The organism is Exiguobacterium sp. RIT341 (assembly GCF_000632205.1).
Classification (GTDB): domain Bacteria; phylum Bacillota; class Bacilli; order Exiguobacteriales; family Exiguobacteriaceae; genus Exiguobacterium_A.
This window is the reverse complement of sequence record NZ_JFYW01000013.1, coordinates 15,327-41,028: the sequence shown is the minus strand read 5'-3', so window position 1 is coordinate 41,028 and position 25,702 is coordinate 15,327. Positions and strand designations below refer to the sequence as shown.

35 protein-coding genes and 1 other annotated feature are annotated in these 25,702 nt (G+C 47.3%); all 35 genes read right to left on the bottom strand.

Annotated elements, in window-relative coordinates; all coding sequences use genetic code 11:
- Window positions 1–15: 15 nt before the first annotated feature.
- Complete coding sequence (rpmD, locus tag BW42_RS15590; protein ID WP_023466640.1) at window positions 16–201, bottom strand: 50S ribosomal protein L30; 186 nt, start codon at window positions 199–201, stop codon at window positions 16–18.
- Between the two features lie 18 nt (window positions 202–219).
- Window positions 220–720 carry a 30S ribosomal protein S5 gene (gene rpsE / locus BW42_RS15585; protein ID WP_023466639.1) on the bottom strand — a complete coding sequence of 167 codons (501 nt, stop codon included), beginning with the start codon at window positions 718–720 and terminating at the stop codon, window positions 220–222.
- 22 nt (window positions 721–742) lie between these two features.
- On the bottom strand, window positions 743–1,093 hold the full coding sequence (gene rplR, locus BW42_RS15580) for a 50S ribosomal protein L18 (protein WP_023466638.1): 351 nt from the start codon (window positions 1,091–1,093) through the stop codon (window positions 743–745).
- A 37-nt stretch (window positions 1,094–1,130) separates the two neighbouring features.
- Entirely contained in the window at window positions 1,131–1,667 is a 537-nt protein-coding gene (gene rplF, locus BW42_RS15575; RefSeq protein WP_023466637.1) for a 50S ribosomal protein L6, read from the bottom strand.
- A 31-nt stretch (window positions 1,668–1,698) separates the two neighbouring features.
- Window positions 1,699–2,097, bottom strand: coding sequence for a 30S ribosomal protein S8 (gene rpsH / locus BW42_RS15570; RefSeq protein ID WP_012369023.1), 399 nt, complete (start codon window positions 2,095–2,097; stop codon window positions 1,699–1,701).
- Window positions 2,098–2,128: 31 nt separating this feature from the next.
- Window positions 2,129–2,398, bottom strand: coding sequence for a 30S ribosomal protein S14 (gene rpsN, locus BW42_RS15565; protein ID WP_035413163.1), 270 nt, complete (start codon window positions 2,396–2,398; stop codon window positions 2,129–2,131).
- A 14-nt stretch (window positions 2,399–2,412) separates the two neighbouring features.
- Window positions 2,413–2,952 (bottom strand): 50S ribosomal protein L5, encoded by a 540-nt coding sequence (gene rplE, locus BW42_RS15560; protein WP_023466635.1) that lies wholly within the window; start codon window positions 2,950–2,952, stop codon window positions 2,413–2,415.
- Window positions 2,953–2,983: 31 nt separating this feature from the next.
- A complete protein-coding gene (gene rplX, locus BW42_RS15555; RefSeq protein ID WP_012369020.1) occupies window positions 2,984–3,295 on the bottom strand; it encodes a 50S ribosomal protein L24 in 312 nt (103 codons plus the stop codon).
- A gap of 34 nt (window positions 3,296–3,329) precedes the next feature.
- A complete protein-coding gene (rplN, locus tag BW42_RS15550) occupies window positions 3,330–3,698 on the bottom strand; it encodes a 50S ribosomal protein L14 (RefSeq protein WP_012369019.1) in 369 nt (122 codons plus the stop codon).
- A 48-nt stretch (window positions 3,699–3,746) separates the two neighbouring features.
- Complete coding sequence (rpsQ, locus tag BW42_RS15545; RefSeq protein WP_023466634.1) at window positions 3,747–4,010, bottom strand: 30S ribosomal protein S17; 264 nt, start codon at window positions 4,008–4,010, stop codon at window positions 3,747–3,749.
- 31 nt (window positions 4,011–4,041) lie between these two features.
- Window positions 4,042–4,245 (bottom strand): 50S ribosomal protein L29, encoded by a 204-nt coding sequence (rpmC, locus tag BW42_RS15540; protein WP_012369017.1) that lies wholly within the window; start codon window positions 4,243–4,245, stop codon window positions 4,042–4,044.
- Window positions 4,232–4,669 carry a 50S ribosomal protein L16 gene (gene rplP / locus BW42_RS15535; RefSeq protein ID WP_012369016.1) on the bottom strand — a complete coding sequence of 146 codons (438 nt, stop codon included), beginning with the start codon at window positions 4,667–4,669 and terminating at the stop codon, window positions 4,232–4,234. Before rplP ends, rpmC begins: the two co-directional genes overlap by 14 nt.
- 33 nt (window positions 4,670–4,702) lie before the next feature.
- A complete protein-coding gene (gene rpsC / locus BW42_RS15530) occupies window positions 4,703–5,359 on the bottom strand; it encodes a 30S ribosomal protein S3 (RefSeq protein WP_023466633.1) in 657 nt (218 codons plus the stop codon).
- Window positions 5,360–5,371: 12 nt separating this feature from the next.
- Window positions 5,372–5,704, bottom strand: a complete 333-nt coding sequence (gene rplV, locus BW42_RS15525; protein WP_012369014.1) for a 50S ribosomal protein L22 — start codon at window positions 5,702–5,704, stop codon at window positions 5,372–5,374.
- A 20-nt stretch (window positions 5,705–5,724) separates the two neighbouring features.
- Window positions 5,725–6,003 (bottom strand): 30S ribosomal protein S19, encoded by a 279-nt coding sequence (gene rpsS / locus BW42_RS15520; protein ID WP_012369013.1) that lies wholly within the window; start codon window positions 6,001–6,003, stop codon window positions 5,725–5,727.
- 63 nt (window positions 6,004–6,066) lie between these two features.
- Window positions 6,067–6,897, bottom strand: a complete 831-nt coding sequence (gene rplB / locus BW42_RS15515; RefSeq protein WP_023466632.1) for a 50S ribosomal protein L2 — start codon at window positions 6,895–6,897, stop codon at window positions 6,067–6,069.
- Between the two features lie 32 nt (window positions 6,898–6,929).
- A complete protein-coding gene (gene rplW, locus BW42_RS15510) occupies window positions 6,930–7,214 on the bottom strand; it encodes a 50S ribosomal protein L23 (protein WP_023466631.1) in 285 nt (94 codons plus the stop codon).
- Entirely contained in the window at window positions 7,214–7,837 is a 624-nt protein-coding gene (gene rplD / locus BW42_RS15505; RefSeq protein ID WP_023466630.1) for a 50S ribosomal protein L4, read from the bottom strand. Before rplD ends, rplW begins: the two co-directional genes overlap by 1 nt.
- 29 nt (window positions 7,838–7,866) lie before the next feature.
- On the bottom strand, window positions 7,867–8,493 hold the full coding sequence (gene rplC / locus BW42_RS15500; RefSeq protein ID WP_023466629.1) for a 50S ribosomal protein L3: 627 nt from the start codon (window positions 8,491–8,493) through the stop codon (window positions 7,867–7,869).
- Between the two features lie 68 nt (window positions 8,494–8,561).
- Window positions 8,562–8,870, bottom strand: coding sequence for a 30S ribosomal protein S10 (gene rpsJ, locus BW42_RS15495; protein WP_029343090.1), 309 nt, complete (start codon window positions 8,868–8,870; stop codon window positions 8,562–8,564).
- Window positions 8,871–9,186: 316 nt separating this feature from the next.
- The gene (gene tuf, locus BW42_RS15490) at window positions 9,187–10,374 is read right to left on the bottom strand and encodes an elongation factor Tu (protein WP_035413159.1); all 1,188 of its coding nucleotides are present in this window, start codon (window positions 10,372–10,374) and stop codon (window positions 9,187–9,189) included.
- Between the two features lie 117 nt (window positions 10,375–10,491).
- A complete protein-coding gene (gene fusA, locus BW42_RS15485) occupies window positions 10,492–12,570 on the bottom strand; it encodes an elongation factor G (RefSeq protein ID WP_035413156.1) in 2,079 nt (692 codons plus the stop codon).
- A gap of 124 nt (window positions 12,571–12,694) precedes the next feature.
- Entirely contained in the window at window positions 12,695–13,165 is a 471-nt protein-coding gene (gene rpsG, locus BW42_RS15480; RefSeq protein WP_023466623.1) for a 30S ribosomal protein S7, read from the bottom strand.
- A gap of 49 nt (window positions 13,166–13,214) precedes the next feature.
- The gene (gene rpsL, locus BW42_RS15475; RefSeq protein ID WP_023466621.1) at window positions 13,215–13,634 is read right to left on the bottom strand and encodes a 30S ribosomal protein S12; all 420 of its coding nucleotides are present in this window, start codon (window positions 13,632–13,634) and stop codon (window positions 13,215–13,217) included.
- 125 nt (window positions 13,635–13,759) lie between these two features.
- Entirely contained in the window at window positions 13,760–14,011 is a 252-nt protein-coding gene (locus BW42_RS15470) for a ribosomal L7Ae/L30e/S12e/Gadd45 family protein (RefSeq protein ID WP_023466620.1), read from the bottom strand.
- Between the two features lie 80 nt (window positions 14,012–14,091).
- Window positions 14,092–17,691, bottom strand: a complete 3,600-nt coding sequence (gene rpoC, locus BW42_RS15465) for a DNA-directed RNA polymerase subunit beta' (protein WP_035413153.1) — start codon at window positions 17,689–17,691, stop codon at window positions 14,092–14,094.
- A 20-nt stretch (window positions 17,692–17,711) separates the two neighbouring features.
- Entirely contained in the window at window positions 17,712–21,269 is a 3,558-nt protein-coding gene (gene rpoB, locus BW42_RS15460; protein ID WP_035399374.1) for a DNA-directed RNA polymerase subunit beta, read from the bottom strand.
- Window positions 21,270–21,500: 231 nt separating this feature from the next.
- A complete protein-coding gene (locus BW42_RS15455; protein WP_035413150.1) occupies window positions 21,501–22,097 on the bottom strand; it encodes a class I SAM-dependent methyltransferase in 597 nt (198 codons plus the stop codon).
- 82 nt (window positions 22,098–22,179) lie between these two features.
- Window positions 22,180–22,548: a 50S ribosomal protein L7/L12 gene (gene rplL, locus BW42_RS15450; RefSeq protein WP_023466613.1), complete on the bottom strand. Its 369-nt coding sequence runs from the start codon at window positions 22,546–22,548 to the stop codon at window positions 22,180–22,182.
- Between the two features lie 76 nt (window positions 22,549–22,624).
- Window positions 22,625–23,131 carry a 50S ribosomal protein L10 gene (gene rplJ / locus BW42_RS15445; protein ID WP_023466611.1) on the bottom strand — a complete coding sequence of 169 codons (507 nt, stop codon included), beginning with the start codon at window positions 23,129–23,131 and terminating at the stop codon, window positions 22,625–22,627.
- Window positions 23,132–23,181: 50 nt separating this feature from the next.
- Window positions 23,182–23,333: a sequence feature (ribosomal protein L10 leader region), on the bottom strand.
- 55 nt (window positions 23,334–23,388) lie between these two features.
- Complete coding sequence (gene rplA, locus BW42_RS15440; protein ID WP_023466610.1) at window positions 23,389–24,075, bottom strand: 50S ribosomal protein L1; 687 nt, start codon at window positions 24,073–24,075, stop codon at window positions 23,389–23,391.
- Window positions 24,076–24,192: 117 nt separating this feature from the next.
- Window positions 24,193–24,618 (bottom strand): 50S ribosomal protein L11, encoded by a 426-nt coding sequence (gene rplK, locus BW42_RS15435; protein WP_023466609.1) that lies wholly within the window; start codon window positions 24,616–24,618, stop codon window positions 24,193–24,195.
- A 149-nt stretch (window positions 24,619–24,767) separates the two neighbouring features.
- The gene (gene nusG, locus BW42_RS15430) at window positions 24,768–25,319 is read right to left on the bottom strand and encodes a transcription termination/antitermination protein NusG (protein WP_023466607.1); all 552 of its coding nucleotides are present in this window, start codon (window positions 25,317–25,319) and stop codon (window positions 24,768–24,770) included.
- A gap of 19 nt (window positions 25,320–25,338) precedes the next feature.
- Window positions 25,339–25,509 (bottom strand): preprotein translocase subunit SecE, encoded by a 171-nt coding sequence (secE, locus tag BW42_RS15425; RefSeq protein ID WP_023466605.1) that lies wholly within the window; start codon window positions 25,507–25,509, stop codon window positions 25,339–25,341.
- A 44-nt stretch (window positions 25,510–25,553) separates the two neighbouring features.
- The gene (rpmG, locus tag BW42_RS15420; RefSeq protein WP_023466603.1) at window positions 25,554–25,700 is read right to left on the bottom strand and encodes a 50S ribosomal protein L33; all 147 of its coding nucleotides are present in this window, start codon (window positions 25,698–25,700) and stop codon (window positions 25,554–25,556) included.
- Window positions 25,701–25,702: the final 2 nt, after the last annotated feature.

Here is a 25,702-nt window from a genome sequence, read left to right as displayed (position 1 = left end):
AATTATATCGAACTATTACTCTTGAATTTCTTTTACTGTCACTAAGTGTGACACGTGGTTAATCATCCCACGCATAGCAGCGTTGTCAGGTACGACAACAGTCTGGTGCATCTTACGGAGACCAAGCGTACGAGTAGTAACGCGTTGGTTCTCCGGACGACCGATCATGCTGCGTGTGAGGGTAACTGCGAGTTTCGCCATCTGTTTTCCCTCCCTTTCTTAACCGCGAAGTTCTTCGACGGTTTTACCGCGGAGTTTCGCAACTTCTTCAGCACGTTTGAGTGATGTGAGACCTTCGACAGTCGCACGAACCATGTTGATTGGAGTGCTTGATCCAAGTGATTTTGAAAGAATGTCGTTGATTCCCGCTAATTCGAGAACCGCACGAACTGGACCACCAGCGATGACTCCAGTACCTTCAGAAGCAGGCTTCAAGAAGACGTGACCTGCACCGAATACACCGTTGACTTCGTGTGGAATTGTTGTGTTAACGATTGGAACGTTAACCATGTTTTTCTTAGCATCTTCGATTGCTTTACGGATCGCTTCAGGCACTTCCTGAGCTTTACCCGTACCGAAACCTACGTGACCATTCTTGTCACCAACGACGACGAGGGCAGCAAAACGGAAGCGACGGCCACCTTTTACTACTTTCGCGACGCGGTTTACGGTAACAACGCGTTCTTCGAGTTGATCCATGTTAATTTCTAACTGGCGCATGTAGAGGTTCCCTCCTTTTCTATTAGAATTTGAGACCAGCTTCACGAGCTGCTTCAGCTACAGCTTTGATACGTCCATGATAGAGATATCCTCCACGGTCGAAAACGACTGTTTCGATACCTTTTTCAAGAGCGCGCTCAGCTGCGAGCTTACCAACTGCTGCCGCAGCGTCAGTCGTGTTGCCTTTTTCAAGGTCGAGTGATGATGCAGATGCGAGTGTTGCATGTGTTGCATCGTCAATGACTTGTACGTAAATGTTCTTGTTCGAACGGAATACGTTCATACGTGGACGTGTTGCAGTCCCGATGATTGTACGACGGACACGACCATGACGTTTTTTACGCGTAGCGTTTTTATCTGCCTTTGAGATCATTTATGCCACTCCTTTCCGGTCAATTCGCATGTGCGAATTACTTACCTGTTTTACCTTCTTTACGACGAACGACTTCATCACTGTAACGAATACCTTTACCTTTGTACGGCTCAGGTTGACGGTACGAACGGATCAATGCAGCGACGTGACCAACACGTTCTTTGCTGATTCCGCGAACGATGAGTTGCGTATTCGTAGGAACTTCGACTTCGATGCCTTGTTCCGGAGTGTACTCGATTGGGTGTGAGTAACCGAGGTTGAGTACGATTTTGTTACCTTGCTTTTGTGCACGGTAACCAACACCTTGGATATCGAGTGTCTTAGCGAAACCGTTGCTTACACCTTCGACCATGTTCGCGATAAGCGCACGAGTCGTTCCGTGGATCGTACGGCTTGCTTTCTCGTCGTTCGGACGAGTGACAGTCAATTCATTACCTTCTACGTTGATCGCCATAGCTGGGCTGAACTCGCGTGAGAGTTCCCCTTTAGGACCTTTTACCGTAACCGTGTTGTTTTCAACTGTTACTGTAACGCCTGCTGGGATGACGACTGGCTTTTTACCAATACGTGACATTTAAGACACCTCCGTTCTTTTTATGCGTGTATTACCAGATGTATGCGATCACTTCGCCGCCGACTTTTTGTTGGCGAGCTTCTTTGTCAGTCATTACACCTTTAGATGTTGAAACGATAGCGATTCCGAGACCACCGAGTACTTTCGGGATTTCATCAGCTTTCGCGTAAACGCGAAGACCTGGTTTCGAGATACGTTTGAGTCCAGTGATAACGCGCTCGTTGCTTGCGCCGTATTTAAGGAATACGCGGAGCGTACCTTGTTTGCTGTCCTCGAGATATTCAACATCGCGGATGAAACCTTCACGTTTGAGGATTTCAGCGACTTCACGTTTGATTGTAGAAGCTGGCATTTCCAACTTCTCATGGCGAACCATGTTTGCATTACGAATGCGTGTAAGCATATCTGCAATCGGATCTGTCATAACCATGCGATGTACCTCCTTTCACAACTTTAATGAATTACCAGCTTGCTTTTTTAACACCAGGGATTTGACCTTTATGAGCAAGATCACGGAACTTAATACGGCTGATACCGAATTTACCAATGTAACCGTGTGGACGGCCAGTGATACTACAACGGTTGTGTAAACGAACCGCTGAAGAGTTACGTGGGAGTTTGCTCAAGCCGATGTAGTCGCCTTGTGCTTTCAATTCTGCGCGTTTTTCTGCGAAGCGCTCAACGAGTGCTTGACGTTTTACTTCACGTGCGATCATTGATTTCTTAGCCATGTTGTCGACCTCCCTTATTTTTGGAATGGCATGCCGAGTGCAGTGAGAAGCTCACGTGACTCTTCATCCGTGTTAGCAGTAGTTACGATAACGATGTCCATACCACGGACTTTCGATACGCGATCGTAGTCGATCTCTGGGAAGATCAATTGTTCCTTCACGCCTAGCGTGTAGTTACCACGGCCATCGAAAGATTTTTTCGATACGCCACGGAAGTCACGTACACGTGGAAGTGACACGTTGATCAACTTGTCGAGGAATTCGTACATGCGCTCGCCACGAAGTGTAACCTTCGCACCGATTGGCATACCTTCACGAAGTTTGAAACCAGCGATTGATTTCTTAGCTTTCGTGATGAGTGGCTTCTGACCAGTGAGGAGCTGAAGCTCTTCGACTGCCATGTCAAGTGCCTTAGAGTTCGTAACAGCGTCACCAACACCCATGTTGATTACGATTTTATCGACTTTCGGCGCTTGCATTACAGAACTGTAGTTGAATTTCTCCATCATTACTTTGACGATTTCGTCTTGGTATTTCGCTTTTAAACGGTTCATCAGAAAGTGGACCTCCTTTCTTTAAATCTTCTTATTTATCTAAAGCTTCGCCCGATTTTTTAGCGATACGTACTTTCTTGCCGTCAACCACAGTGAAACCAACGCGTGTTGGGTTACCTGTCTTAGGGTCGATGAGCATAACGTTCGATACGTGAATCGGTGCTTCTTTCTCGACAATTCCGCCTTGCGGGTTGAGTTGAGAAGGCTTTGAGTGTTTTTTGATCATGTTAACGCCTTCGACGATTACGCGATCTTTTTTAGGCATAGCTGTAAGGACAACGCCTTGTTTGCCTTTGTCTTTACCAGTCATAACCTGAACTTTATCACCTTTTTTGACATGCATCGTTAGAGCACCTCCTTGTAGGAATTCTTTGGAATTAAAGTACTTCCGGTGCCAACGAGACGATCTTCATGAAGTCTTTTTCACGAAGTTCGCGTGCGACTGGTCCGAAGATACGTGTGCCACGTGGGCTTTTGTCATCTTTGATGATGACTGCTGCGTTTTCGTCAAAACGGATGTACGAACCGTCTTTACGACGAACGCCACGTTTAGTACGAACGACTACTGCGCGTACAACTTCACCTTTTTTGACAACGCCACCTGGTGTTGCTTGTTTTACTGTACAAACAATAACGTCACCGATGTTAGCAGTTTTACGACCAGAACCACCGAGGACTTTGATCGTCAAGACTTCACGAGCTCCTGAGTTGTCTGCTACTTTTAAGCGAGATTCTTGTTGAATCATACGATTGTACCTCCCTCCGGATGTTTATTCACCCGAACTAATTAGAGTTTAGATGATTACTGCTTCTTCAATGACTTCTACGAGACGGAAACGTTTGTCCTTAGATAATGGACGTGTTTCTTGAATGCGTACAACATCACCGATTTTAGCTGTGTTGTTTTCATCATGCGCTTTGTACTTTTTAGAGTAGTTTACGCGTTTGCCGTAAAGCTTGTGCTTTACTTTTGTTTCAACTGTAACTACGATCGTTTTGTCCATTTTGTCAGAAACGACGCGTCCAGTTAACACTTTGCGGTTGTTAGTGCGTTCCATTGAGTGTTCCTCCTCTCAGAATCCGAGTGAATTATGCGTTGTTGATGCCGAGTTCGCGTTCACGAAGAACGGTTTTCGCGCGTGCAATCGACTTGCGCACTTCACGGATACGAGCAGGGTTCTCAAGCTGACCAGTCGCGAGTTGGAAACGAAGGTTGAACAACTCTTCTTTCCACGAACCGACTTTACCGTTAAGCTCTTCAGTTGTTTGCTGACGGAGATCAGTTGCTTTCATTCGTATCACCACCATTTTCTTCACGTTTTACGAACTTACATTTTACTGGAAGTTTGTGTGATGCAAGACGGAGAGCTTCGCGTGCGATCTCTTCCGATACTCCTGCGATTTCGAACATTACTTTACCCGGTTTGACGACTGCTACCCAGCCCTCCGGAGCACCTTTACCTGAACCCATTCGGACTTCAAGAGGTTTTTTAGTGTATGGCTTGTGTGGGAAGATCTTGATCCACACTTTACCACCACGTTTCATATAACGAGTCATCGCGATACGCGCTGATTCGATTTGACGGCTAGTGATCCAGCTAGCTTCTTGAGCTTGGATACCGAACTCGCCGAAGTGTACTGTAGTACCACGTTTCGCTTTACCACGCATGTTGCCGCGGTGAACACGACGATATTTTACACGTTTTGGTAACAACATGTTGTGTTGCCTCCTTCCCTAGACGGATGTGGATTATTCTTCGTTTGCTGCTGCTTTTTTCGTAGGAAGCACTTCACCGTGGTGGAGCCATACTTTTACGCCAATTTTGCCGTAAGTTGTATCAGCTTCTGCAGTACCGTAATCGATGTCTGCACGGAGTGTATGAAGTGGAACTGTTCCTTCCGAATACTTCTCAGAACGAGCGATATCAGCGCCACCAAGACGACCAGAAACTTCAGTCTTGATTCCTTTGATACCAGAACGCATTGAGCGTTGGATTGATTGCTTCATAGCACGACGGAACGATACGCGACCTTCAAGTTGGCGAGCGATGTTCTCAGCGACGAGCTTAGCAACTGCATCCGGGTTTTTCACTTCAACGACGTTAACGTGAACGCGTTTGCCTTTTGCAAGGTTAGTGATGTCTTTACGAAGTGTTTCGATTTCAGAACCGCCTTTACCGATAACCATACCAGGCTTAGCAGTGTGAAGTGAGATGTTCAAGCGGTTAGCTGCGCGCTCGATTTCTACTTTAGAGACACTAGCGTCTTTAAGACGTTTTTCGATATATTCACGAACTACGTAGTCTTCATGAAGGAGATCAGCATAGTCTTTATCTGCGAACCAACGTGATTCCCAGTCTTTGATGATACCTACGCGAAGACCAGTTGGGTTAATCTTCTGACCCACGGTAATCCCTCCTTATTTTTCAGATACCACGATGTGAACGTGGCTCGTACGTTTGTTGATGCGGCTTGCGCGACCCATTGCACGTGGGCGGAAACGTTTGAGCGTTGGACCTTCGTTTACGTAAGCCTCAGTGACTACGAGGTTTTCGATGTTCATGTCGAAGTTGTGCTCAGCGTTCGCGATTGCCGATTTCAATACTTTCTCAACGATTGGCGTTGCTGCCTTGTTCGTGTAAGCAAGAATCGAAAGTGCTTCGCCGATTTGCTTCCCGCGGATTAAGTCTACTACGAGACGTGCCTTACGAGGAGCAATGCGAACCATATTAGCCGATGCTTTTGATTGCATAATGAGTACCTCCCCTCAGATTAACGTTTCGTTTTCTTATCGTTTCCAGCATGTCCTTTGTAAGAACGTGTTGGAGCGAATTCACCAAGTTTGTGACCGACCATATCTTCTGTCACGTAAACCGGTACGTGTTTACGACCATCGTAGACAGCGATCGTGTGACCGATGAACTCTGGGAAGATTGTCGAGCGGCGTGACCAAGTTTTGATGACATGTTTGTCACCAGCTTCGTTGGCTTTATCAACCTTAGCGAGCAGATGGTGATCTGCGAATGGACCTTTTTTCAAGCTGCGACCCATAGTTGTACCTCCCTTTGGCATGATTCAGGAACGGTTCCTACGAACCGTCCAGAAATCATGTAATTATTTTTTAGAACGACGGACGATATATTTATCGCTCGCTTTGTTTTTCTTACGAGTTTTGTATCCGAGTGCCGGTTTACCCCAAGGAGTAAGTGGGCCTGAACGACCGATTGGAGCACGTCCTTCACCACCACCGTGTGGGTGATCGACTGGGTTCATGACAGAACCACGAACTGTAGGACGTTTTCCGAGCCAGCGTGAACGACCAGCTTTACCGATATTGACGAGCTCGTGCTCTTCATTACCGACAGCGCCGACTGTTGCACGGCAAGTAGCAAGGATCATACGAGTTTCGCCTGATTGAAGACGAACGATCGCGTATTTACCATCTTTACCAAGAAGCTGAGCAGAAGTACCAGCTGCGCGAACGAGCTGACCACCTTTACCTGGCTTAAGTTCGATGTTGTGGATCAACGTACCGACTGGGATGTTTGAAAGTGGAAGAGCATTACCGACTTTAATGTCAGCTTCTGGTCCAGCCATGACTTGCATGTCTACTTTCAAGCCTTTCGGTGCGAGGATGTAGCGTTTTTCACCATCGATGTAGTGGATCAATGCGATGTTAGCAGAGCGGTTTGGATCGTACTCAATTGTAGCGACACGACCAGCGATGCCATCCTTGTTCCGTTTGAAGTCGATGATACGATATTTACGTTTGTGTCCGCCACCTTGGTGACGTACTGTCAAGCGACCTTGGTTGTTACGTCCGCCCTTTTTCGAAAGCTTTTCAGTTAACGATTTTTCAGGACGTGAAGCCGTAATCTCAGCAAAGTCAAGTGCAGTCATATTACGACGACCGTTAGTGGTCGGTTTAAACTTTTTAATTCCCATCGAGAGTTCCCTCCTTTTCTACAGAGTTCCGATTAACCGAGGTAATCGAGTTCTTTGCTATCTGCAGTAAGCGTGACGACCGCTTTTTTGCGGCGTGCTGTGTAACCAGCGTGACGACCTACGCGTTTTGCTTTTGGTTTTGAGATCAATGTGTTGACTTTGTCAACTTTCACTCCGAAGATCGCTTCGACTGCATCTTTGATTTGAGTCTTAGATGCCTTCACGTCTACTTCGAATGTGTACTTTTTCTCAGCCATTTGGTTTACTGAACGTTCAGTAATGACAGGACGTTTGATAATGTCGTGTGTGTGTGCCATTATGCAAGCACCTCCTCTACTCTCGCAACAGCGTCCTTCGTAATGATGACTTTGTCATGAGCGACAAGATCAAGGACGTTTACACCTGCAGCGTCAACGACTGTGACACCTGGGATGTTGCGTGTTGAAAGAACGACTGACTCGTTGTAATCAGCAGTAACGACGAGAACTTTACGTTCGATTGAAAGAGCAGCGAATACTGCGATCATGTCCTTAGTTTTAGGAGCATCGATTGTCAATCCTTCAAGAACGATGAACTCGTTGTTAGCGACTTTCGAAGAAAGTGCTGAACGAAGTGCGAGACGACGAACCTTTTTAGGAAGTTTGTAAGCGTACGAACGTGGTGTTGGACCGAAGACTGTTCCACCGCCAACCCATTGTGGCGAACGGATCGAACCTTGGCGTGCACGACCAGTACCTTTTTGTTTCCATGGTTTACGGCCGCCACCGCGAACTTCCGAGCGACCTTTTGTATCATGTGTACCTTGGCGACGTGAAGCTTGTTGCATGACGATTGCATCGTATACGACTGCTTCATTTGGCTCGATTCCGAAAACGGCATCTGCGAGCTCGATGTCTCCAACTTGTGTACCTGTTTGGTTAAGCAAAGCTACTTTAGGCATTCGTTATTCCTCCTTTCCTTGCAAACGGATTAGTTGCCTTTAACCGCAGTTTTGATGACAACTTGGCTCTTACGTGCGCCTGGGATAGCACCCTTGACGAGGAGTAAGCCGCGTTCTGCATCAACTTTTACGATTTCAAGGTTTTGAACAGTGATTTGCTCTCCACCCATGCGTCCAGGGAGCAATTTCCCTTTGAATACACGGTTAGGAGCAACAGGACCCATTGAACCTGGGCGACGGTGGTAACGCGAACCGTGAGCCATTGGACCACGTGATTGGTTGTGACGCTTGATTGCACCAGCGAAACCTTTACCTTTCGACGTACCTGTTACATCAACCATTTCGCCTGCAGCGAAAGTATCTGCTTTAATCTCTTGACCGATTTCGAAATCTGCTACTGATGTACGGATTTCTTTAATGAAGCGCTTAGGTGTCGCGTTTGCTTTCGCAGCGTGACCTTTTTGCGGTTTGTTTTGACGACCTTCTTTGATATCACCAAAGCCGAGTTGAACTGCTTCGTAACCGTCAACTTCCGTTGTTTTCAATTGAAGAACAACGTTACCTTCGACTGAAACGACAGTAACAGGGACGACTTCGCCTGACTCGTTGAAGATTTGTGTCATACCGAGTTTAGTTCCTAAGATTCCTTTAGCCATGAGATACACCTCCTAATATTGAATGATTTTGATCTTCTGGCTAGTATCAACTATCTATAGAAGAAAAATTAAAGTTTGATTTCGATGTCAACGCCCGATGGAAGTTCGAGACGCATAAGCGCATCAACAGTTTTCGGTGTTGGGTTAACGATGTCGATCAAACGTTTGTGTGTACGCATTTCGAACTGCTCACGAGCATCTTTGTACTTGTGAACGGCACGAAGTACTGTGTAGACCGCTTTCTCCGTTGGGAGTGGGATCGGACCAGATACAGTAGCACCTGAACGTTTTGCTGTGTCGACAATCTTCTCAGCCGATTGATCAAGCACGCGGTGATCGTATGCTTTCAAACGGATCCGAATTTTTTCATTTGCCATGTTATTTCCCTCCTTTTCGCCTATTTCGTAAATAGACATTCTCCGCGGAAATTTCCACACTAGCCATGGCAATGCCGCCTGGTGTGTCATAACCTCCCGCTTCATCGCGTTGTGTTTGTGACCAACATATTCTATCATACTGAATCACCAGCAAGAATGCAAGTACTAATAAAATAGAATATGTATTCAAGTCTCTCACCACTCGCACAAACACTTTCCTCAGTATATAAGATGTCAGACCATGTTGCAAGACTGTTTTCAAAGAAATGAAAAAAGGTCTTCCGCCACGGGAGACGGAAGACCTTTGTCTTAAAAATTACTCAACGATTTCTGTAACTGATCCAGCGCCTACTGTACGGCCACCTTCACGGATTGAGAAACGAGTTTCTTTTTCAAGAGCGATTGGTGCGATGAGTTCAACAGTCATTTCGATGTTGTCCCCAGGCATTACCATTTCAGTACCTTCTGGAAGTTGAACCATACCAGTTACGTCAGTTGTACGGAAGTAGAACTGCGGGCGGTAGTTCGCGAAGAATGGCGTGTGACGGCCACCCTCTTCTTTAGAAAGAACGTAAACTTGCGCTTTGAACTTTTTGTGTGGTGTGATTGTGTTTGGTTTTGCGAGAACTTGTCCACGCTCGATGTCGTCACGTGATACACCACGGAGAAGAGCACCGATGTTGTCGCCAGCTTCAGCATAGTCAAGAAGCTTACGGAACATCTCTACACCAGTACATACTGATTTTTTAGTTTCTTCGTGAAGACCAACGATTTCGATCTCGTCGTTGACTTTAAGAACTCCACGCTCAACGCGGCCAGTAGCAACTGTACCACGACCAGTGATTGAGAAGACATCCTCAACTGGCATCATGAAGTCTTTTTCAGTGTCACGAGTTGGTTCTGGGATGTACTCATCGACAGCTGCCATGAGTTCCATGATTTTTTCTTCCCATTTAGCTTCGCCGTTAAGCGCGCCAAGAGCAGAACCTTGGATAACTGGGAGGTCATCACCTGGGAAGTCATACTCAGAAAGAAGTTCACGGATTTCCATTTCGACGAGCTCAAGAAGCTCTTCGTCGTCAACCATGTCAACTTTGTTCATGAATACTACGATGAAAGGAACACCTACTTGACGTGAAAGCAAGATGTGCTCACGTGTTTGTGGCATTGGACCATCTGTTGCAGAAACAACGAGGATCGCGCCGTCCATTTGTGCAGCACCAGTGATCATGTTTTTAACATAGTCAGCGTGACCTGGGCAGTCAACGTGTGCATAGTGGCGTTTTTCTGTTTCGTACTCGATGTGAGCTGTTGCGATTGTGATACCGCGCTCGCGCTCTTCTGGAGCACCATCGATTTGGTCAAACTTAGTTGCAGCTTTACCTTGTGATTTTGCAAGTACAGCTGAGATAGCTGCTGTCAAAGTTGTTTTACCGTGGTCGACGTGGCCGATTGTACCAACGTTAACGTGCGGTTTAGAACGGTCGAATTTTTCCTTACCCATTCTGAATTCCTCCTCTATGTGTCTAATAATTTTTTATAACTAGGAAGGTGAGTCGTAAGATAACGTACACCTTCCTTAGCTTACACTAATCATAAAAGCGTGACAACCTGTGAAGGATTAGCCGTTTGCTTTTTTGATGATTTCTTCTGCAACTGATTTCGGTACTTCTTCGTAGTGATCGAAGTGCATCGAGTACGTTCCGCGACCTTGTGTGCGTGAACGAAGACCAGTAGCGTATCCGAACATTTCAGAAAGTGGAATCATTGAACGGACAACTTGAGCGTTACCGCGTGCTTCCATACCTTCTACGCGACCACGGCGTGATGTAACATCACCCATGATGTCTCCCATGTATTCGTCTGGGATGACGATTTCAACTTTCATCATTGGCTCAAGGATAACAGCGCCGCTCTTATCTTTAAGTTGTTTGACTGCCATTGAAGCCGCAACTTTAAATGCCATCTCGTTTGAGTCGACATCGTGGTACGATCCGAAGACGAGTGAAGCTTTTACGTCAACGACCGGGTAACCAGCAAGGATACCGTTTTGAAGTGCTTCTTCGATTCCGTTCTCAACCGCTGGGATGTATTCACGTGGAACAACACCACCGACGATTTTGTTGTTGAACTCGAAGCCAGCGCCTTCTTCGTTCGGCTCGAATTCTACGACGACGTGACCATACTGACCACGACCACCAGATTGACGAGCGAACTTCGAATCGATCTTCGCCGCTTGGCGGATCGTTTCACGGTAAGCTACTTGTGGAGCACCAACGTTTGCTTCGACTTTGAACTCGCGACGCATACGGTCAACGATGATGTCGAGGTGAAGCTCACCCATACCTGAGATGATCGTTTGACCAGTCTCTGGGTTTGTTTCAGTGCGGAACGTTGGATCCTCTTCAGCAAGCTTAGCGAGGGCTTGACCCATTTTATCTTGGTCAGCTTTCGTTTTTGGTTCGATAGCGACCGAGATAACTGGTTCTGGGAATGTCATTGATTCGAGAACGACGTTGTCTTTCTCTGCACAAAGCGTATCTCCAGTAGTCGTATCTTTCAAACCTACAGCTGCAGCGATGTCACCCGCGTATACCATCGGGATCTCTTCACGGCTGTTTGCGTGCATTTGAAGGATACGTCCAAGACGCTCACGTTTGCCTTTTGTTGAGTTTTTAACGTACGATCCTGCCGAAGCTGTACCAGAGTACACACGGAAGAATGTCAATTTACCGACGTAAGGGTCAGTCATGACTTTGAACGCGAGTGCAGAGAATGGTGCTTCGTCCGAAGACTCACGCACGATTTCTTCATCCGTATCCATGTCGATACCTGAGATCGCTTTTACGTCGATTGGTGATGGGAGGTAATCGAGAACTGCGTCAAGCATAAGCTGAACACCTTTGTTCTTGAATGCCGAACCTACGAGTACAGGATAGAAGTCAACTGTCAGAGTTGCTTTACGGATAGCCGCTTTCAACTCGTCGATTGTGATTTCTTCACCCTCGAGGTATTTCATCATCAATTCTTCTTCGTAATCCGCAACTGCTTCGATCAATGATCCACGGAGTTCTTCAGCTTGATCAGCGAGATCAGCTGGGAAACCGTCAGTCACTTCGATGTCAGTTCCAAGATCGTTACCGTACATGTATGTTTTCTGTTCGACGAGGTCGATGATTCCTTTGAATTCATCTTCCGCACCGATTGGAATTTGGATCGCGTGTGCGTTCGCTTGGAGGCGTTCGCGAAGCGTTCCGACCGAGTACAAGAAGTCTGCACCGATTTTATCCATTTTGTTAACGAAAACGATACGTGGTACGCCGTAAGTTGTAGCTTGGCGCCATACTGTCTCAGTTTGTGGCTCAACACCAGACTGAGCGTCAAGTACTGCTACCGCACCATCAAGTACGCGAAGTGAACGTTCAACCTCAACTGTGAAGTCTACGTGTCCAGGTGTATCGATGATGTTTACGCGGTTACCTTTCCATTGAGCAGTTGTTGCTGCCGATGTAATCGTGATCCCACGCTCTTGCTCTTGCTCCATCCAGTCCATTTGTGAAGCACCTTCGTGCGTTTCACCAATCTTGTGGATACGACCCGTGTAATACAGGATACGCTCAGTCGTTGTTGTTTTACCAGCATCGATGTGAGCCATGATCCCGATGTTACGAGTGTTCTTAAGGGAGAATTCTCTTGCCATCTTTAAACATTCTCCTTTCGCATTTTAGTTTAGTGGTCGTGTGTTGCCACACGTCATGACTATACCCGAAAGCCACCTCATAATTCCATTAAAAATGGCATGCATGAGGTGGTGATTTTCGGAATTACCAGCGGTAGTGAGCAAACGCTTTGTTCGCTTCCGCCATTTTGTGCATATCTTCGCGCTTCTTAACAGAAGCACCAGTGTTGTTTGCAGCGTCCATGATTTCGTTAGCAAGGCGCGCATCCATAGTTTTTTCGTTACGGAGACGTGAGTAGTTCACGAGGTAACGAAGTGCGAGTGTCGTACGACGCTCTGGGCGAACTTCGACAGGAACTTGATAGTTAGCTCCACCTACACGGCGTGCTTTAACTTCAAGAACTGGCATGATGTTGTTCATCGCTTCTTCAAAGACTTCCATTGCATCGCGACCTGAACGTTCAGCGATAGTTTCGAAAGCTTTGTATAAGATTTGTTGAGCAGTACCTTTTTTACCATCTAACATAAGACGGTTGATAAGGCGGGTAACGAGTTTAGAGTTGTAGATCGGATCAGCCATTACATCACGACGTTCTGCTTGACCTTTACGTGGCATTCCGAGTCCCTCCTTTCATATAGTGAGGTGATATCTTAAGATATCTAGATTATTTTTTAACTTTAGGACGTTTAGTACCGTATTTCGAACGACCTTGCATACGGCCGTCAACACCAGCTGTATCAAGCGCACCACGAACGATGTGGTAACGTACCCCTGGTAAGTCTTTTACACGGCCGCCGCGGATAAGAACAACACTGTGCTCTTGAAGGTTGTGGCCGATACCTGGGATGTAAGCTGTTACTTCCATTGTGTTCGTCAAACGTACACGTGCGTATTTACGAAGAGCCGAGTTCGGTTTCTTCGGAGTCATTGTACCTACACGAGTACAAACACCACGTTTTTGTGGTGAGCTGATGTCAGTACGAGCTTTAATGAAGCTGTTGTACCCTTTGTTCAGCGCTGGCGAATCTGATTTCACAACTTTTGATTGACGTCCTTTACGGACTAATTGGTTGATAGTAGGCATCTTTGAGATCCTCCCTTCCTGAATTCATGACAAATTTCAAAACCACCGAGCCGGGTGGTTCATCGAAAGTCATAATGAAACGTTTTGCGTGGCTCAGGCATTCCATCGCCACACAAAACGCATTATCAAACTTTCTTAATGGCAACAGCTGTTGCTGCGACATCGATTCCACAAGCTTTTCCAAGCTCTTGCTTAGAAGGAACATTCACGACTGGAACGTTAGCTTGTTTCGCCGCATCGAGCAATGCTTGTTTTACGTGTTCATCTGCGTCATCCGCAATGATCACTTCCGACGCCTTGCCAGATCGCAATGCTTTGAGCGTTTGCTTTTGACCGACAAACTTCAAATCTGCGCCGACTACTTTTTTGTAAGACATGAAGATATCCTCCAAAATAACACAGCCGGTTGGCAACACTATATCATAGTAGCACCGCCATACCGGCGTGTCAAGGCGTTTTATTCTACCGGAGAATCGGCTTCTACAGGTGCTTCGCCAGCTACTTCGAGATCGATCTGACGGTAACGTGACATCCCAGTACCAGCTGGAACCAACTTACCGATGATGACGTTCTCTTTCAAGCCGCGAAGGTAGTCGCTCTTCCCTTTAATCGCTGCATCCGTAAGGACACGAGTCGTTTCTTGGAACGACGCAGCCGATAGGAATGAATCTGTTTCAAGTGACGCTTTCGTGATACCGAGAAGAACTGGTTTCGCCGAAGCGAGAGCTTTCCCGTTACGGAGCGCTTCTTTACAAGCTTCCTTGAACGTGCTGATATCGACGAGCGAACCTGGTAAGAGTGAAGTCTCACCAGATTCGATGACACGTACGCGACGGATCATTTGGCGAACCATGACCTCGACGTGTTTGTCACCGATCTCAACCCCTTGCATCCGGTATACTTTTTGAACTTCTTGAAGCAAGTAGTTCTGAACGCCGGATACACCTTTAACGTTCAAGAGTTCTTTCGGATCGATCGAACCTTCCGTGAAGACTTGACCAGCTTTGACCTCGTCCCCGAGCTGAACACGTAGACGTGAACCGAATGGGATCGTGTATGTGCGTGTTTCGCTGAGTCCTTGGACCGTCAATTCACGTTTGTCACGCGATTCCGTGAAGTCGATGACTTGACCATCGATTTCCGAGATGACCGCTTGACCTTTCGGGTTACGCGCTTCGAACAACTCTTGGATACGCGGAAGACCTTGTGTGATATCGTCTCCGGCAACCCCACCTGTGTGGAAGGTACGCATCGTAAGCTGCGTTCCTGGCTCACCGATTGATTGTGCCGCGATGATACCGACAGCTTCGCCGACTTCGACGTCGTTGCCTGTTGCCAAGTTGCGTCCGTAACATTTCTTACAGACACCATGGCTTGTGTTACATGTGAAGGCAGTACGGATCTCAACGTTGTCGACACCAGCGTCAGTGATGACACGCGCGATGTCTTCATCGATGAGTTCGTTCGTCGAAACGAGGACTTCTCCTGTTTCAGGGTGAACGACGTTTTCGAATGCAGTACGGCCGACGAGGCGGTCGTAAAGGCTTTCGATCTCTTCCGTTCCTTCACGGAGTGCTGTGACACGGATACCACGATCCGTTCCACAATCATCTTCACGGATGATGACGTCTTGAGCGACGTCAACGAGACGACGAGTCAGGTAACCTGAGTCAGCCGTTTTCAAGGCTGTATCGGCAAGACCTTTACGCGCACCGTGTGTCGAGATGAAGTATTCCTGTACCGTTAGACCCTCACGGAACGATGATTTGATCGGGAGCTCGATGATCCGTCCACTTGGAGCGGCCATGAGTCCACGCATACCAGCGAGCTGCGTGAAGTTCGACGCGTTACCACGGGCACCGGAGTCACTCATCATGAAGATCGGGTTGAGGCGGTTGAGGGATTTCATCAGACGAGACTGAATTTCATCCTTCGCATCATTCCACGATTTAACGACGCGCTCATAGCGCTCGTCTTCTGTGATGAGACCACGACGGTACGATTTCATGACGCGGTCGACATTGTCCTGCGCTTCAACAAGAATTTCTTGTTTGTCCGGAAGAACGATGATGTCCGCGATCCCTACCGTGATACCGGCACGAGTCGAGTGTTTGAATCCGAGGTTTTTCATGCGGTCGAGCATGCGGCTTGTTTCTGTCGTCTCAAACCGTTTGAAGACTTCCGCGATGACATTTCCAAGGAATCCTTTTTTGAACGGGTCGATGATCGGACGGTTCTTCAGTTCTGCCGCGACATCTGTTCCTTTTTCAAGGAAGTACTTGTCTGGCGTCGCTTCTTGAAGGTTCGTCATCGTTGGTTCGTTCAAGTAAGGGAACGTCGTTGGGAGGATCTCGTTGAAGATCAACTTACCGACTGTTGTAATCAATAATTTCTCGTTTTGCTCTTCCGTGAATGTCGGGTTCTTGAGAACGCCGGCTGGAATCGCAACACGTGTATGGAAGTGCGCATAACCGTTTTGATAAGCGATGAGCGCTTCGTTCACTGTCGAGAAGATTTTACCTTCGCCGATCGCGTTTTCGCGCTCGAGCGTGAGGTAGTAGTTACCGAGGACCATATCCTGCGATGGTGTAACAACAGGTTTACCGTCTTTCGGGTTCAAGATGTTTTGTGCAGCGAGCATGAGAAGACGTGCTTCTGCTTGTGCTTCTGCCGAAAGTGGTACGTGAACCGCCATTTGGTCACCATCGAAATCGGCGTTGTATGCCGTACATACGAGTGGGTGAAGGCGAATCGCGCGTCCTTCGACGAGCGTTGGTTCGAATGCCTGGATACCGAGACGGTGAAGTGTCGGTGCACGGTTCAAGAGAACCGGATGCTCACGGATGACTTCTTCGAGGACATCCCAGATTTCAGGTTGAACGCGCTCGATTTTCCGTTTCGCACTCTTGATGTTCGGTGCGATGCCACGAGAGACGAGTTCTTTCATGACGAACGGTTTGAAGAGTTCAAGGGCCATTTCTTTTGGAAGACCACATTGATACATCTTCAGATTCGGACCAACGACGATAACCGAACGACCAGAGTAGTCGACACGTTTACCGAGCAAGTTTTGACGGAAACGTCCTTGTTTCCCTTTCAACATGTGTGAAAGTGATTTAAGTGGACGGTTACCTGGTCCAGTGACTGGACGACCACGACGACCGTTATCGATCAAAGCATCGACTGCTTCTTGAAGCATCCGTTTTTCATTCTGAACGATGATGTTCGGAGCGCCAAGGTCAAGAAGACGCTTGAGACGGTTGTTACGGTTGATGACGCGGCGGTACAAGTCGTTCAAGTCAGACGTCGCGAAACGTCCGCCATCGAGTTGAACCATCGGACGAAGTTCCGGTGGGATGACTGGAAGTACTTCAAGCACCATCCATTCTGGATTGTTGCCCGAGTTACGGAAAGCATCGAGAACTTCAAGACGTTTGATCGCACGCGTACGACGTTGTCCTTGAATCATACGAAGTTCTTCACGTAATGCAGCGACTTCTTTATCGAGTTCCACGTCACGGAGCAATTTACGAACTGCTTCCGCACCCATTTCAGCAGTAAACGAACGACCGAACTTCTCACGATAGGCACGGTATTCTTTCTCTGAAAGGAGTTGTTTCTTCTCAAGTGTCGATTCGCCTGGATCTGTTACGACGTACGACGCGAAGTAGATGATCTCTTCTAACGCACGTGGTGACATGTCGAGGACGAGTCCCATACGGCTAGGAATTCCTTTGAAGTACCAGATGTGCGAAACCGGTGCTGCGAGCTCGATGTGACCCATGCGCTCCCGACGGACTTTCGACTTCGTGACTTCAACGCCACAGCGATCACAAATGATTCCTTTATAGCGGATCCGTTTGTATTTACCACAGTAACATTCCCAGTCTTTTGTTGGACCAAAGATACGTTCACAGAACAAACCATCTTTCTCCGGTTTGAGTGTACGATAGTTGATCGTCTCCGGCTTTTTCACTTCCCCGAAAGACCATGAACGGATCTTTTCGGGGGAAGCGAGGCCGATTTGCATATATTCAAATCTATTAACATCTACCAAGGGGTGGACCTCCCTTTCGCTTATTCCTCTTCAGTAACAACTGGTGCGACAGGCGCTTGAACTTCTTCGAGTGCTGGAGTCGCGTTCGGGATATTGTCCTCGTCTTCGTCACGCATTTCGATCTCTTCATCATCAGCAGACATCATCTTAACGTCCATACCGAGGGATTGAAGCTCTTTAATGAGGACTCGGAACGATTCCGGTACGCCCGGTTGTGGTACATTCTCACCTTTGACGATTGCTTCGTACGCTTTGACACGACCGATCGTATCATCCGACTTGATTGTAAGGATTTCTTGGAGCGTGTAGGCTGCGCCGTATGCTTCAAGTGCCCATACTTCCATCTCACCGAAACGCTGACCACCGAACTGGGCTTTACCACCGAGCGGTTGTTGTGTAACGAGTGAGTATGGTCCTGTCGAACGTGCGTGAAGTTTATCATCGACCATGTGAGCAAGTTTAATCATATACATGACACCGACAGAGATACGGTTATCGAACGCTTCACCCGAACGACCATCATAAAGGACAGTCTTCGCGTCGCGATCCATACCTGCTTCTTCAATCGTTGCCCAAACATCTTCCTCACGCGCACCATCGAATACTGGTGATGCGACTTTAATGCCGAGTTGACGTGCTGCCATCCCGAGGTGAAGCTCGAGCAACTGCCCGATGTTCATCCGTGATGGAACCCCAAGTGGGTTCAACATGATGTCAATTGGCGTACCGTCTGGCATGTACGGCATGTCTTCTTCTGGAAGGATACGTGAGATAACACCTTTGTTACCGTGACGACCCGCCATTTTATCACCCTCGTGAATCTTACGCTTCTGAACGATGTAAGCACGGATCAACTGGTTGACACCAGGTGAGAGCTCGTCCCCATTATCGCGGTCGAAGATTTTGACGTCGAGAATGATTCCATCACCACCGTGTGGAACACGGAGAGATGTATCACGGACTTCACGTGCTTTTTCACCGAAGATTGCATGAAGAAGACGTTCTTCCGCTGTCAATTCCGTTACACCCTTCGGCGTAACTTTACCGACGAGGATATCGCCGTCCTTGACTTCCGCACCGACGCGAATGATTCCGCGATCGTCGAGGTTTTTCAAGGCATCATCACCGACGTTCGGAATATCACGTGTGATTTCTTCCGGTCCGAGTTTCGTATCACGCGACTCACATTCGTATTCTTCGATGTGGATCGATGTGTAGACGTCGTCTTTGACAAGACGTTCACTCATGATGACAGCATCCTCATAGTTGTAACCATCCCATGTCATGAAACCGACGAGTACGTTACGACCAAGCGCAAGTTCCCCACCGTCCATCGATGGACCATCTGCAAGGATCTCGCCTTTATCGACTGGGTCGCCTGCTTTGATGATTGGTTTTTGGTTATAACACGTTCCTTGGTTAGAACGGATGAATTTTTGAATCTTGTAACGGTCGAGTTCACCTTCAACGATGTTGCCATCGACTTCCGTCGTACGACGGACAAGGATTTCACGCGCCGTGACACGCTCAGCGATCCCTGCGTGCTTCGCAACGACAGCGGCTCCTGAGTCTTTCGCAGACACGTACTCCATTCCTGTACCGACAATCGGAGATTCCGGGTTCAGAAGTGGGACGGCCTGACGTTGCATGTTCGCTCCCATGAGGGCACGGTTCGAGTCATCGTTCTCAAGGAACGGGATACAAGCCGTTGCGGCAGATACGACCTGCTTCGGCGAAACGTCCATGTAATCGACACGTGCTGGTTCGACAGACAAGTTTTGTCCACGGAAACGTGAAAGGACGTGTGAATCTTGGAACGTCTTCTCTTCCGTCAACAACATGTTTGCCTGTGCGACGACGTAGAGATCCTCTTCGTCAGCAGTCATGTAGTGGATTTCATCCGTGACGACGCCCGTTTCCGGATCGACACGACGATATGGTGCTTCGATGAAGCCGTACTCATTGACCTTCGCGTACGAAGACAACGAGTTGATCAAACCGATGTTTGGTCCCTCTGGCGTTTCGATCGGACACATACGGGAATAGTGCGAGTAGTGTACGTCACGAACTTCGAAACCAGCGCGCTCACGTGTCAAACCACCAGGTCCGAGTGCTGAAAGACGACGTTTGTGCGTCAATTCCGCAAGCGGGTTCGTTTGGTCCATGAACTGAGACAACTGCGAGCTACCGAAGAACTCTTTAATCGATGCGATAACTGGACGAATGTTGATCAATGCCTGTGGCGTGATTGCATTCTGATCCTGAATCGACATCCGTTCTTTAACGACACGTTCCATCCGTGAGAGACCGATCCGGAATTGATTCTGGAGCAGCTCACCGACTGAACGGAGACGACGGTTACCGAGGTGATCGATATCGTCTGTCGTACCGACTTCATGCAACAAGTTGAAGAAGTAGTTGATCGCAGCAATCATGTCAGCAGGCGTGATGTGCTTGATGTCACGATCGATGTTACCGTTACCGATGATATTGATGATGCGTTCACCTTCAGCATCGTCCGGTGCGAACACCTTGATTGACTGTAAGTTGAAAGCCTCACCCTGCGTTACGCCGCCTGTAGGCGTCGCTTCGATGTAACCAACGGATCCTTCAAGGAATGGAAGGACTTTATCGAGCATACGACGATCAAGGACCGTTCCTGCTTCCGCGATGACTTCACCTGTCTCTGGGTCAACGAGCGTTTCCGCAAGTTTCTGACCGAAAAGACGGTTCTTAAGATGAAGCTTTTTATTGATTTTATAACGACCAACGTTTGCCAAATCATAACGTTTCGGGTCAAAGAAGCGCGACACGAGTAACGCTTTTGCGTTTTCGACTGTCGGCGGCTCTCCCGGACGTAGACGCTCATAAATCTCGATGAGGGCTTTTTCCGTTGATTCCGTATTATCTTTTTCAAGTGAATTCCGGAGGTACTCATCATCACCGAGAAGATCGATGATTTCCTGATCCGTACCGAAACCAAGAGCACGTAAAAGAACCGTTACTGGAATCTTACGCGTGCGATCAATGCGAACATAAACGATGTCTTTCGCGTCTGTCTCGAGCTCGAGCCATGCACCACGGTTTGGGATGACTGTCGCGGAGAACCCACGCTTACCGTTCTTATCTAACTTATTGTTGTAATAAACACTTGGCGAACGAACAAGCTGCGAAACGATTACGCGTTCCGCTCCATTGATGATGAATGTTCCCGACTCCGTCATAAGCGGGAAGTCACCCATGAAGACTTCTTGTTCTTTCAATTCACCCGTCTCTTTATTTTGAAGACGGACTTTAACGCGTAGTGGTGCCGAATAGGTCACGTCGCGCTCTTTCGATTCATCGATCGAATACTTCGGCTCTCCGAGCGAGTAGTCGATGAATTCTAATACGAGATTCCCTGTGAAATCGGAAATCGGCGAAATGTCATGAAACATTTCACGAAGACCTTCCCGCAGGAACCACTCATACGAATTCGTTTGAATCTCGATTAAGTTTGGAAGTTCCAATACTTCGCTGATACGTGCATAGCTTCTTCTCTGACGGTGACGACCGTACTGAACAAGTTGACCAGTCAACTGATTCACCTCTCAGACCCACTTCTTCTTATAGAGAAGGACGGGTGTAATATCGAACATTGAAGCCATTTTTTGATTGATAAGCGCAAAAAAGCGACGTCTTGTCTACTCAATCATCTGTAGTCGAGAACGCCAGCTGCTTTCAAACATCTTATCCAAAAATCACTCCAATGGCATTTTATAATACTATCATAGACACAACATGAGGTCAACGACAAATCCTTCGATTTGTCAAGACCGAATTGATTTAAATATCGAGTACCCTTTATCACGGGTAACTGTCTCACACATACCGAATACTTCTTCCATCAACTTCTTCGCAGATGGTCCACCTTGTTTCTTTTGAATGACGACCCAAAGTTCGCCGCCAACGATGAGATGATCATATGCTTCTCGGAGAATACGATGAACGACCGTTTTTCCTGCCCGAATCGGTGGATTCGTCACGATCGCTGCGAATGTCGATTCGCCTACCCCATCATACCCGTCACTCACACCGGTCGTCACGGAAACACCGTTCGCGCGCGCATTGTCTGCCGCTAGTTCGAGCGCCCGTTCATTGACATCGATCAAGTGTGCCGGACGTCCTGTCGACTTCGAGAGCGCAATGCCCATCGGTCCATATCCACAGCCGACATCTAAAATGTCTCCAGCTACAGCCGGTTCCGTGAATGCCTCAATCAACAGACGTGAACCAAAATCGATTCCGTTCTTTGAAAAGACACCGTGATCCGATGTAAAGCGGAGCGTTTGACCACGCAGGACATATTCCCACGTCTTCGGATCTCGTTTCGATGAAGGGTCATTCGTATAATAATGATCCGCCATGTTTCCTTCCCCTCTCATGTAAAAGATGAAAACAAAAGAAGCTCGCAATGCGAGCTTCTCTTGTTTCTACGGAAGAAGAAAATTACTTAACTTCTACAGTAGCGCCAGCTTCTTCAAGCTTAGCTTTCATTGCTTCAGCGTCTTCTTTCGAAACGCCTTCTTTAACTGGTGCTGGAGTTCCGTCTACGAGAGCTTTCGCTTCTTTAAGACCGAGGCCTGTCAATTCGCGAACTGCTTTGATGACGTTGATTTTACCAGATCCAGCGTTAGTAAGGATAACGTCGAATTCAGTTTGCTCTTCAGCTGCTGCGCCTGCGCCAGCACCTGCAACTGCTACTGGAGCTGCTGCTGATACGCCGAATTCTTCTTCGATTGTTTTTACGAGTTCGTTAAGTTCAAGAACAGTCATGCCCTTGAGGTCTTCGATAAATTGCTCTTTGTTGAAAGCCATTATGGTTTTCCTCCTTTGATTTAGCCCACGTTGGGGTGTGAAAATTGTGTTGGTTGCCTATCCCGCTAAGCAGAAATTAAGCAGATTGTTCTTCTTTTTGCTCTGCGATTGCGTTCGTTGCCACCGCGAGTCCACGGATTGGCGCTTGAAGCACGCTGAGGAGCATCGAAAGGAGACCTTCGCGTGATGGAAGTTCCGCAAGGGCTTTGACATCTTCTACTGAAGTGACTTTGCCTTCGATGATACCACCTTTAAGTTCGAGAGCCTTGTGCGTTTTAGCGAAGTCGTTCAAGATCTTAGCTGGCGCGATAACGTCTTCATTGCTGAAGGCGATCGCACTAGGACCTGTGAAGACTTCATCAAGACCTTCGAGGTTGCTTTGAACTGCCGCGCGGCGGAGGAGACCGTTTTTGTAAACTTTGAATTCAACGCCCGCTTCGCGGAGTTGTTTACGAAGTTCAGTGACTTCTTCTACTGTGAGACCACGGTAGTCGACGACAACTGTTCCTGCGCTCGCTTGGAGTTTCTCAGCGATCTCAGATACGAGATCCGCTTTGACAGCGATAACTTTTTCGTTTGCCATTTCTGTTGCACCTCCTGGTAGATGAAATGTACCGGTGCGAGGGGCTGCTCGATTTCAAATAAAAAGCCTCCGTCTGCAAAGCAGAGGAGGCGTAATCGTCAAAAAGGATACCTGAACAAACAGGCTCTCTGAGCAAGAACACCTCGGAAGGATTTATGCCCATGTGAGCACCTTCTGTCTACGGTATGTCGAAATATATCAACGTTTTATACTGTAACAGCGTTCTTAGAACGTTGTCAAGTTCGTTTTAGACGAAATTATTTCGCGAAGTCAGCTGAAGATACTTTTACACCAGGACCCATTGTAGAAGCGATCGCGATGTTCTTAAGGTATACACCTTTAGCAGTAGCAGGCTTAACTTTTACGAGAGTTTCGATAACTGTGTTGATGTTCTCAACGAGTTTCTCGTTATCGAATGATTTTTTACCGACAGGAACGTGGATGTTACCTGATTTGTCGACACGGTACTCAACTTTACCAGCTTTGATATCGTTGATTGCTTTTGTGACGTCAAATGTAACTGTACCTGTTTTCGGGTTTGGCATGAGGCCTTTTGGTCCGAGAACGCGACCAAGTTTACCAACTTCACCCATCATGTCTGGTGTCGCAACGATAACATCGAAGTCGAACCATCCTTGTTGGATTTTGTTGATGTACTCAGCATCACCAGCGTAATCTGCTCCAGCAGCTTCCGCTTCTTTAAGTTTCTCACCTTTCGCGAAGACGAGAACTTTTTGTGTTTTACCAGTACCGTGTGGCAATACGACTGCTCCACGGATTTGTTGGTCTGCTTTCTTCGGATCTACTCCGAGACGAACAGCCAATTCGATAGTCTCATCGAATTTCGCAGTTGCAGATTTTTTAGTCAAATCTACAGCTTCTGCGAGTTCGTATGAAACCGTACGATCGATAAGCTTAGCAGCTTCTTTGTACTTCTTACCCATTTTAGGTTCCTCCTTTGTGGTTGTGCGGAAAATCCTCCCACATAATGAAAGGGTAGCAGGCTTCAAGAAACTATCCGCCTGCGACCCTCATCGTTGTTCATGGTAATCAAAAAGACATTAGTCTTCGATTACGATACCCATAGAACGTGCAGTACCTTCAACCATCAACATTGCTGTTTCAACAGATGATGCGTTAAGGTCTGGCATTTTTGTTTCAGCGATTTCACGAACTTTGTCACGTTTGACTGTCGCTACTTTCTTACGGTTCGGTTCACCTGAACCACTCTCAATTCCAGCTGCTTTCTTCAAGAGAACTGCTGCTGGAGGAGTTTTAGTGATGAATGTGAATGAACGATCTTCAAAAACCGTGATGACTACAGGGATAATCAAGCCGGCTTGGTCTTGTGTACGAGCGTTGAACTCTTTACAGAAGCCCATGATGTTCACACCTGCTTGACCGAGTGCCGGTCCAACTGGTGGAGCTGGGTTTGCTTTGCCCGCAGGAATTTGAAGTTTTACGAGTTTCATAACCTTCTTCGCCACGAGACACACCTCCTTAATTCTTTAATGTGGTTTAATTGGACGTTGCGCGTCCTCCCACTCATTCTATTCGACGAGTTATTTATCGAAATAAGCACAACATCAAACACGAAAAATTGTATCATTAAAACAAAACATTCGCAATAGGAAACTTAATCGATTTTATCGACCTGTGCGAAATCAAGCTCGACCTTCGTTTCGCGACCGAACATATCAACAGAGACTTTCATTTTCTCAGCATCTGTATCAAGCTCCTCGATCGTACCTTCGAGATTTTCGAAAGCTCCTTCTTTGATTCGGACGATTTGTCCGAGTGAGAAGTCGTAACGGCTCTTCAGATCGACAAGACCCATTGATCCAAGGATATTTTCTGCTTCTTCCGGAAGAAGTGGGGTTGGTTTTGAACCGCCGCCGACTGATCCGAGGAAGCCTGTGACGTTCGGAGTATTCCGGACGACATACCAGGAATCATCCGTCATGACCATCTCAACGAGGACATACCCCGGGAAGATCTTGACTTCACGTTCCTTGATTTTCGTTTCTCCCTTTTTGTTCGTTACTTCTTCTTGTACCGTTTCAATCGGAACGAGTACACGGAAGATTTTTTCGTCCATGTTCATGGATTCAATTCGACGTTCAAGGTTCGCCTTGACGTTATTTTCGAATCCGGAATACGTTTGGACGACAAACCATTGTTTCTCCATGGTAGGCCACCTCTTCTTTTTACTTAATCAACCAGCTCATCAATGCGCTAAGCCCTGAATCGACGCCGAAGATGAAGACACCCATGAAGATCACCATACCGATGACCGTCAATGTGTATTTCGTCAGCTCTTTCCGTTTTGGCCAGCTCGTCTTTTTCAATTCATTCCATACGTCACGCAAAAATTTCATCGTACTTTCCCTCCAGGATGTAATAAATCGGGACAGATGAAGCTTTATTTCGCTTCTTTATGAATCGTATGCGCGTTACAACGACGGCAGAATTTCTTCAATTCCAAGCGGACAGTGACGTCCTCTTTTTTCATCGTCGTATAGTCGCGGGCACCGCAATTATCACAAGCAAGGCCTACTTTCTTCGCCATCT

Coding starts and splice junctions, on each gene's coding strand:
- rpmD (WP_023466640.1), bottom strand. CDS start 201: ATGGCGAAACTCGCAGTTACCCTCACACGCAGCATGATCGGTCGTCCG.
- rpsE (WP_023466639.1), bottom strand. CDS start 720: ATGCGCCAGTTAGAAATTAACATGGATCAACTCGAAGAACGCGTTGTT.
- rplR (WP_023466638.1), bottom strand. CDS start 1,093: ATGATCTCAAAGGCAGATAAAAACGCTACGCGTAAAAAACGTCATGGT.
- rplF (WP_023466637.1), bottom strand. CDS start 1,667: ATGTCACGTATTGGTAAAAAGCCAGTCGTCATCCCAGCAGGCGTTACA.
- rpsH (WP_012369023.1), bottom strand. CDS start 2,097: ATGGTTATGACAGATCCGATTGCAGATATGCTTACACGCATTCGTAAT.
- rpsN (WP_035413163.1), bottom strand. CDS start 2,398: ATGGCTAAGAAATCAATGATCGCACGTGAAGTAAAACGTCAAGCACTC.
- rplE (WP_023466635.1), bottom strand. CDS start 2,952: ATGAACCGTTTAAAAGCGAAATACCAAGACGAAATCGTCAAAGTAATG.
- rplX (WP_012369020.1), bottom strand. CDS start 3,295: ATGCATGTCAAAAAAGGTGATAAAGTTCAGGTTATGACTGGTAAAGAC.
- rplN (WP_012369019.1), bottom strand. CDS start 3,698: ATGATTCAACAAGAATCTCGCTTAAAAGTAGCAGACAACTCAGGAGCT.
- rpsQ (WP_023466634.1), bottom strand. CDS start 4,010: ATGGAACGCACTAACAACCGCAAAGTGTTAACTGGACGCGTCGTTTCT.
- rpmC (WP_012369017.1), bottom strand. CDS start 4,245: ATGAAAGCAACTGATCTCCGTCAGCAAACAACTGAAGAGCTTAACGGT.
- rplP (WP_012369016.1), bottom strand. CDS start 4,669: ATGTTGTTACCAAAACGTGTAAAATATCGTCGTGTTCACCGCGGCAAC.
- rplV (WP_012369014.1), bottom strand. CDS start 5,704: ATGCAATCAAAAGCATCGGCTAATATGGTTCGCATTGCTCCTCGTAAG.
- rpsS (WP_012369013.1), bottom strand. CDS start 6,003: ATGGGTCGCAGCTTGAAAAAAGGTCCATTCGCAGATCACCATCTGCTC.
- rplB (WP_023466632.1), bottom strand. CDS start 6,897: ATGGGAATTAAAAAGTTTAAACCGACCACTAACGGTCGTCGTAATATG.
- rplW (WP_023466631.1), bottom strand. CDS start 7,214: ATGGCACACACACACGACATTATCAAACGTCCTGTCATTACTGAACGT.
- rplD (WP_023466630.1), bottom strand. CDS start 7,837: ATGCCTAAAGTAGCTTTGCTTAACCAAACAGGTACACAAGTTGGAGAC.
- rplC (WP_023466629.1), bottom strand. CDS start 8,493: ATGGCTAAAGGAATCTTAGGAACTAAACTCGGTATGACACAAATCTTC.
- rpsJ (WP_029343090.1), bottom strand. CDS start 8,870: ATGGCAAATGAAAAAATTCGGATCCGTTTGAAAGCATACGATCACCGC.
- tuf (WP_035413159.1), bottom strand. CDS start 10,374: ATGGGTAAGGAAAAATTCGACCGTTCTAAACCGCACGTTAACGTTGGT.
- fusA (WP_035413156.1), bottom strand. CDS start 12,570: ATGGCAAGAGAATTCTCCCTTAAGAACACTCGTAACATCGGGATCATG.
- rpsG (WP_023466623.1), bottom strand. CDS start 13,165: ATGCCACGTAAAGGTCAAGCAGAACGTCGTGATGTAATGGCTGATCCG.
- rpsL (WP_023466621.1), bottom strand. CDS start 13,634: ATGCCTACTATCAACCAATTAGTCCGTAAAGGACGTCAATCAAAAGTT.
- BW42_RS15470 (WP_023466620.1), bottom strand. CDS start 14,011: ATGTCTTACAAAAAAGTAGTCGGCGCAGATTTGAAGTTTGTCGGTCAA.
- BW42_RS15455 (WP_035413150.1), bottom strand. CDS start 22,097: ATGGCGGATCATTATTATACGAATGACCCTTCATCGAAACGAGATCCG.
- rplL (WP_023466613.1), bottom strand. CDS start 22,548: ATGGCTTTCAACAAAGAGCAATTTATCGAAGACCTCAAGGGCATGACT.
- rplJ (WP_023466611.1), bottom strand. CDS start 23,131: ATGGCAAACGAAAAAGTTATCGCTGTCAAAGCGGATCTCGTATCTGAG.
- rplA (WP_023466610.1), bottom strand. CDS start 24,075: ATGGGTAAGAAGTACAAAGAAGCTGCTAAGCTTATCGATCGTACGGTT.
- nusG (WP_023466607.1), bottom strand. CDS start 25,319: ATGGAGAAACAATGGTTTGTCGTCCAAACGTATTCCGGATTCGAAAAT.
- secE (WP_023466605.1), bottom strand. CDS start 25,509: ATGAAATTTTTGCGTGACGTATGGAATGAATTGAAAAAGACGAGCTGG.
- rpmG (WP_023466603.1), bottom strand. CDS start 25,700: ATGGCGAAGAAAGTAGGCCTTGCTTGTGATAATTGCGGTGCCCGCGAC.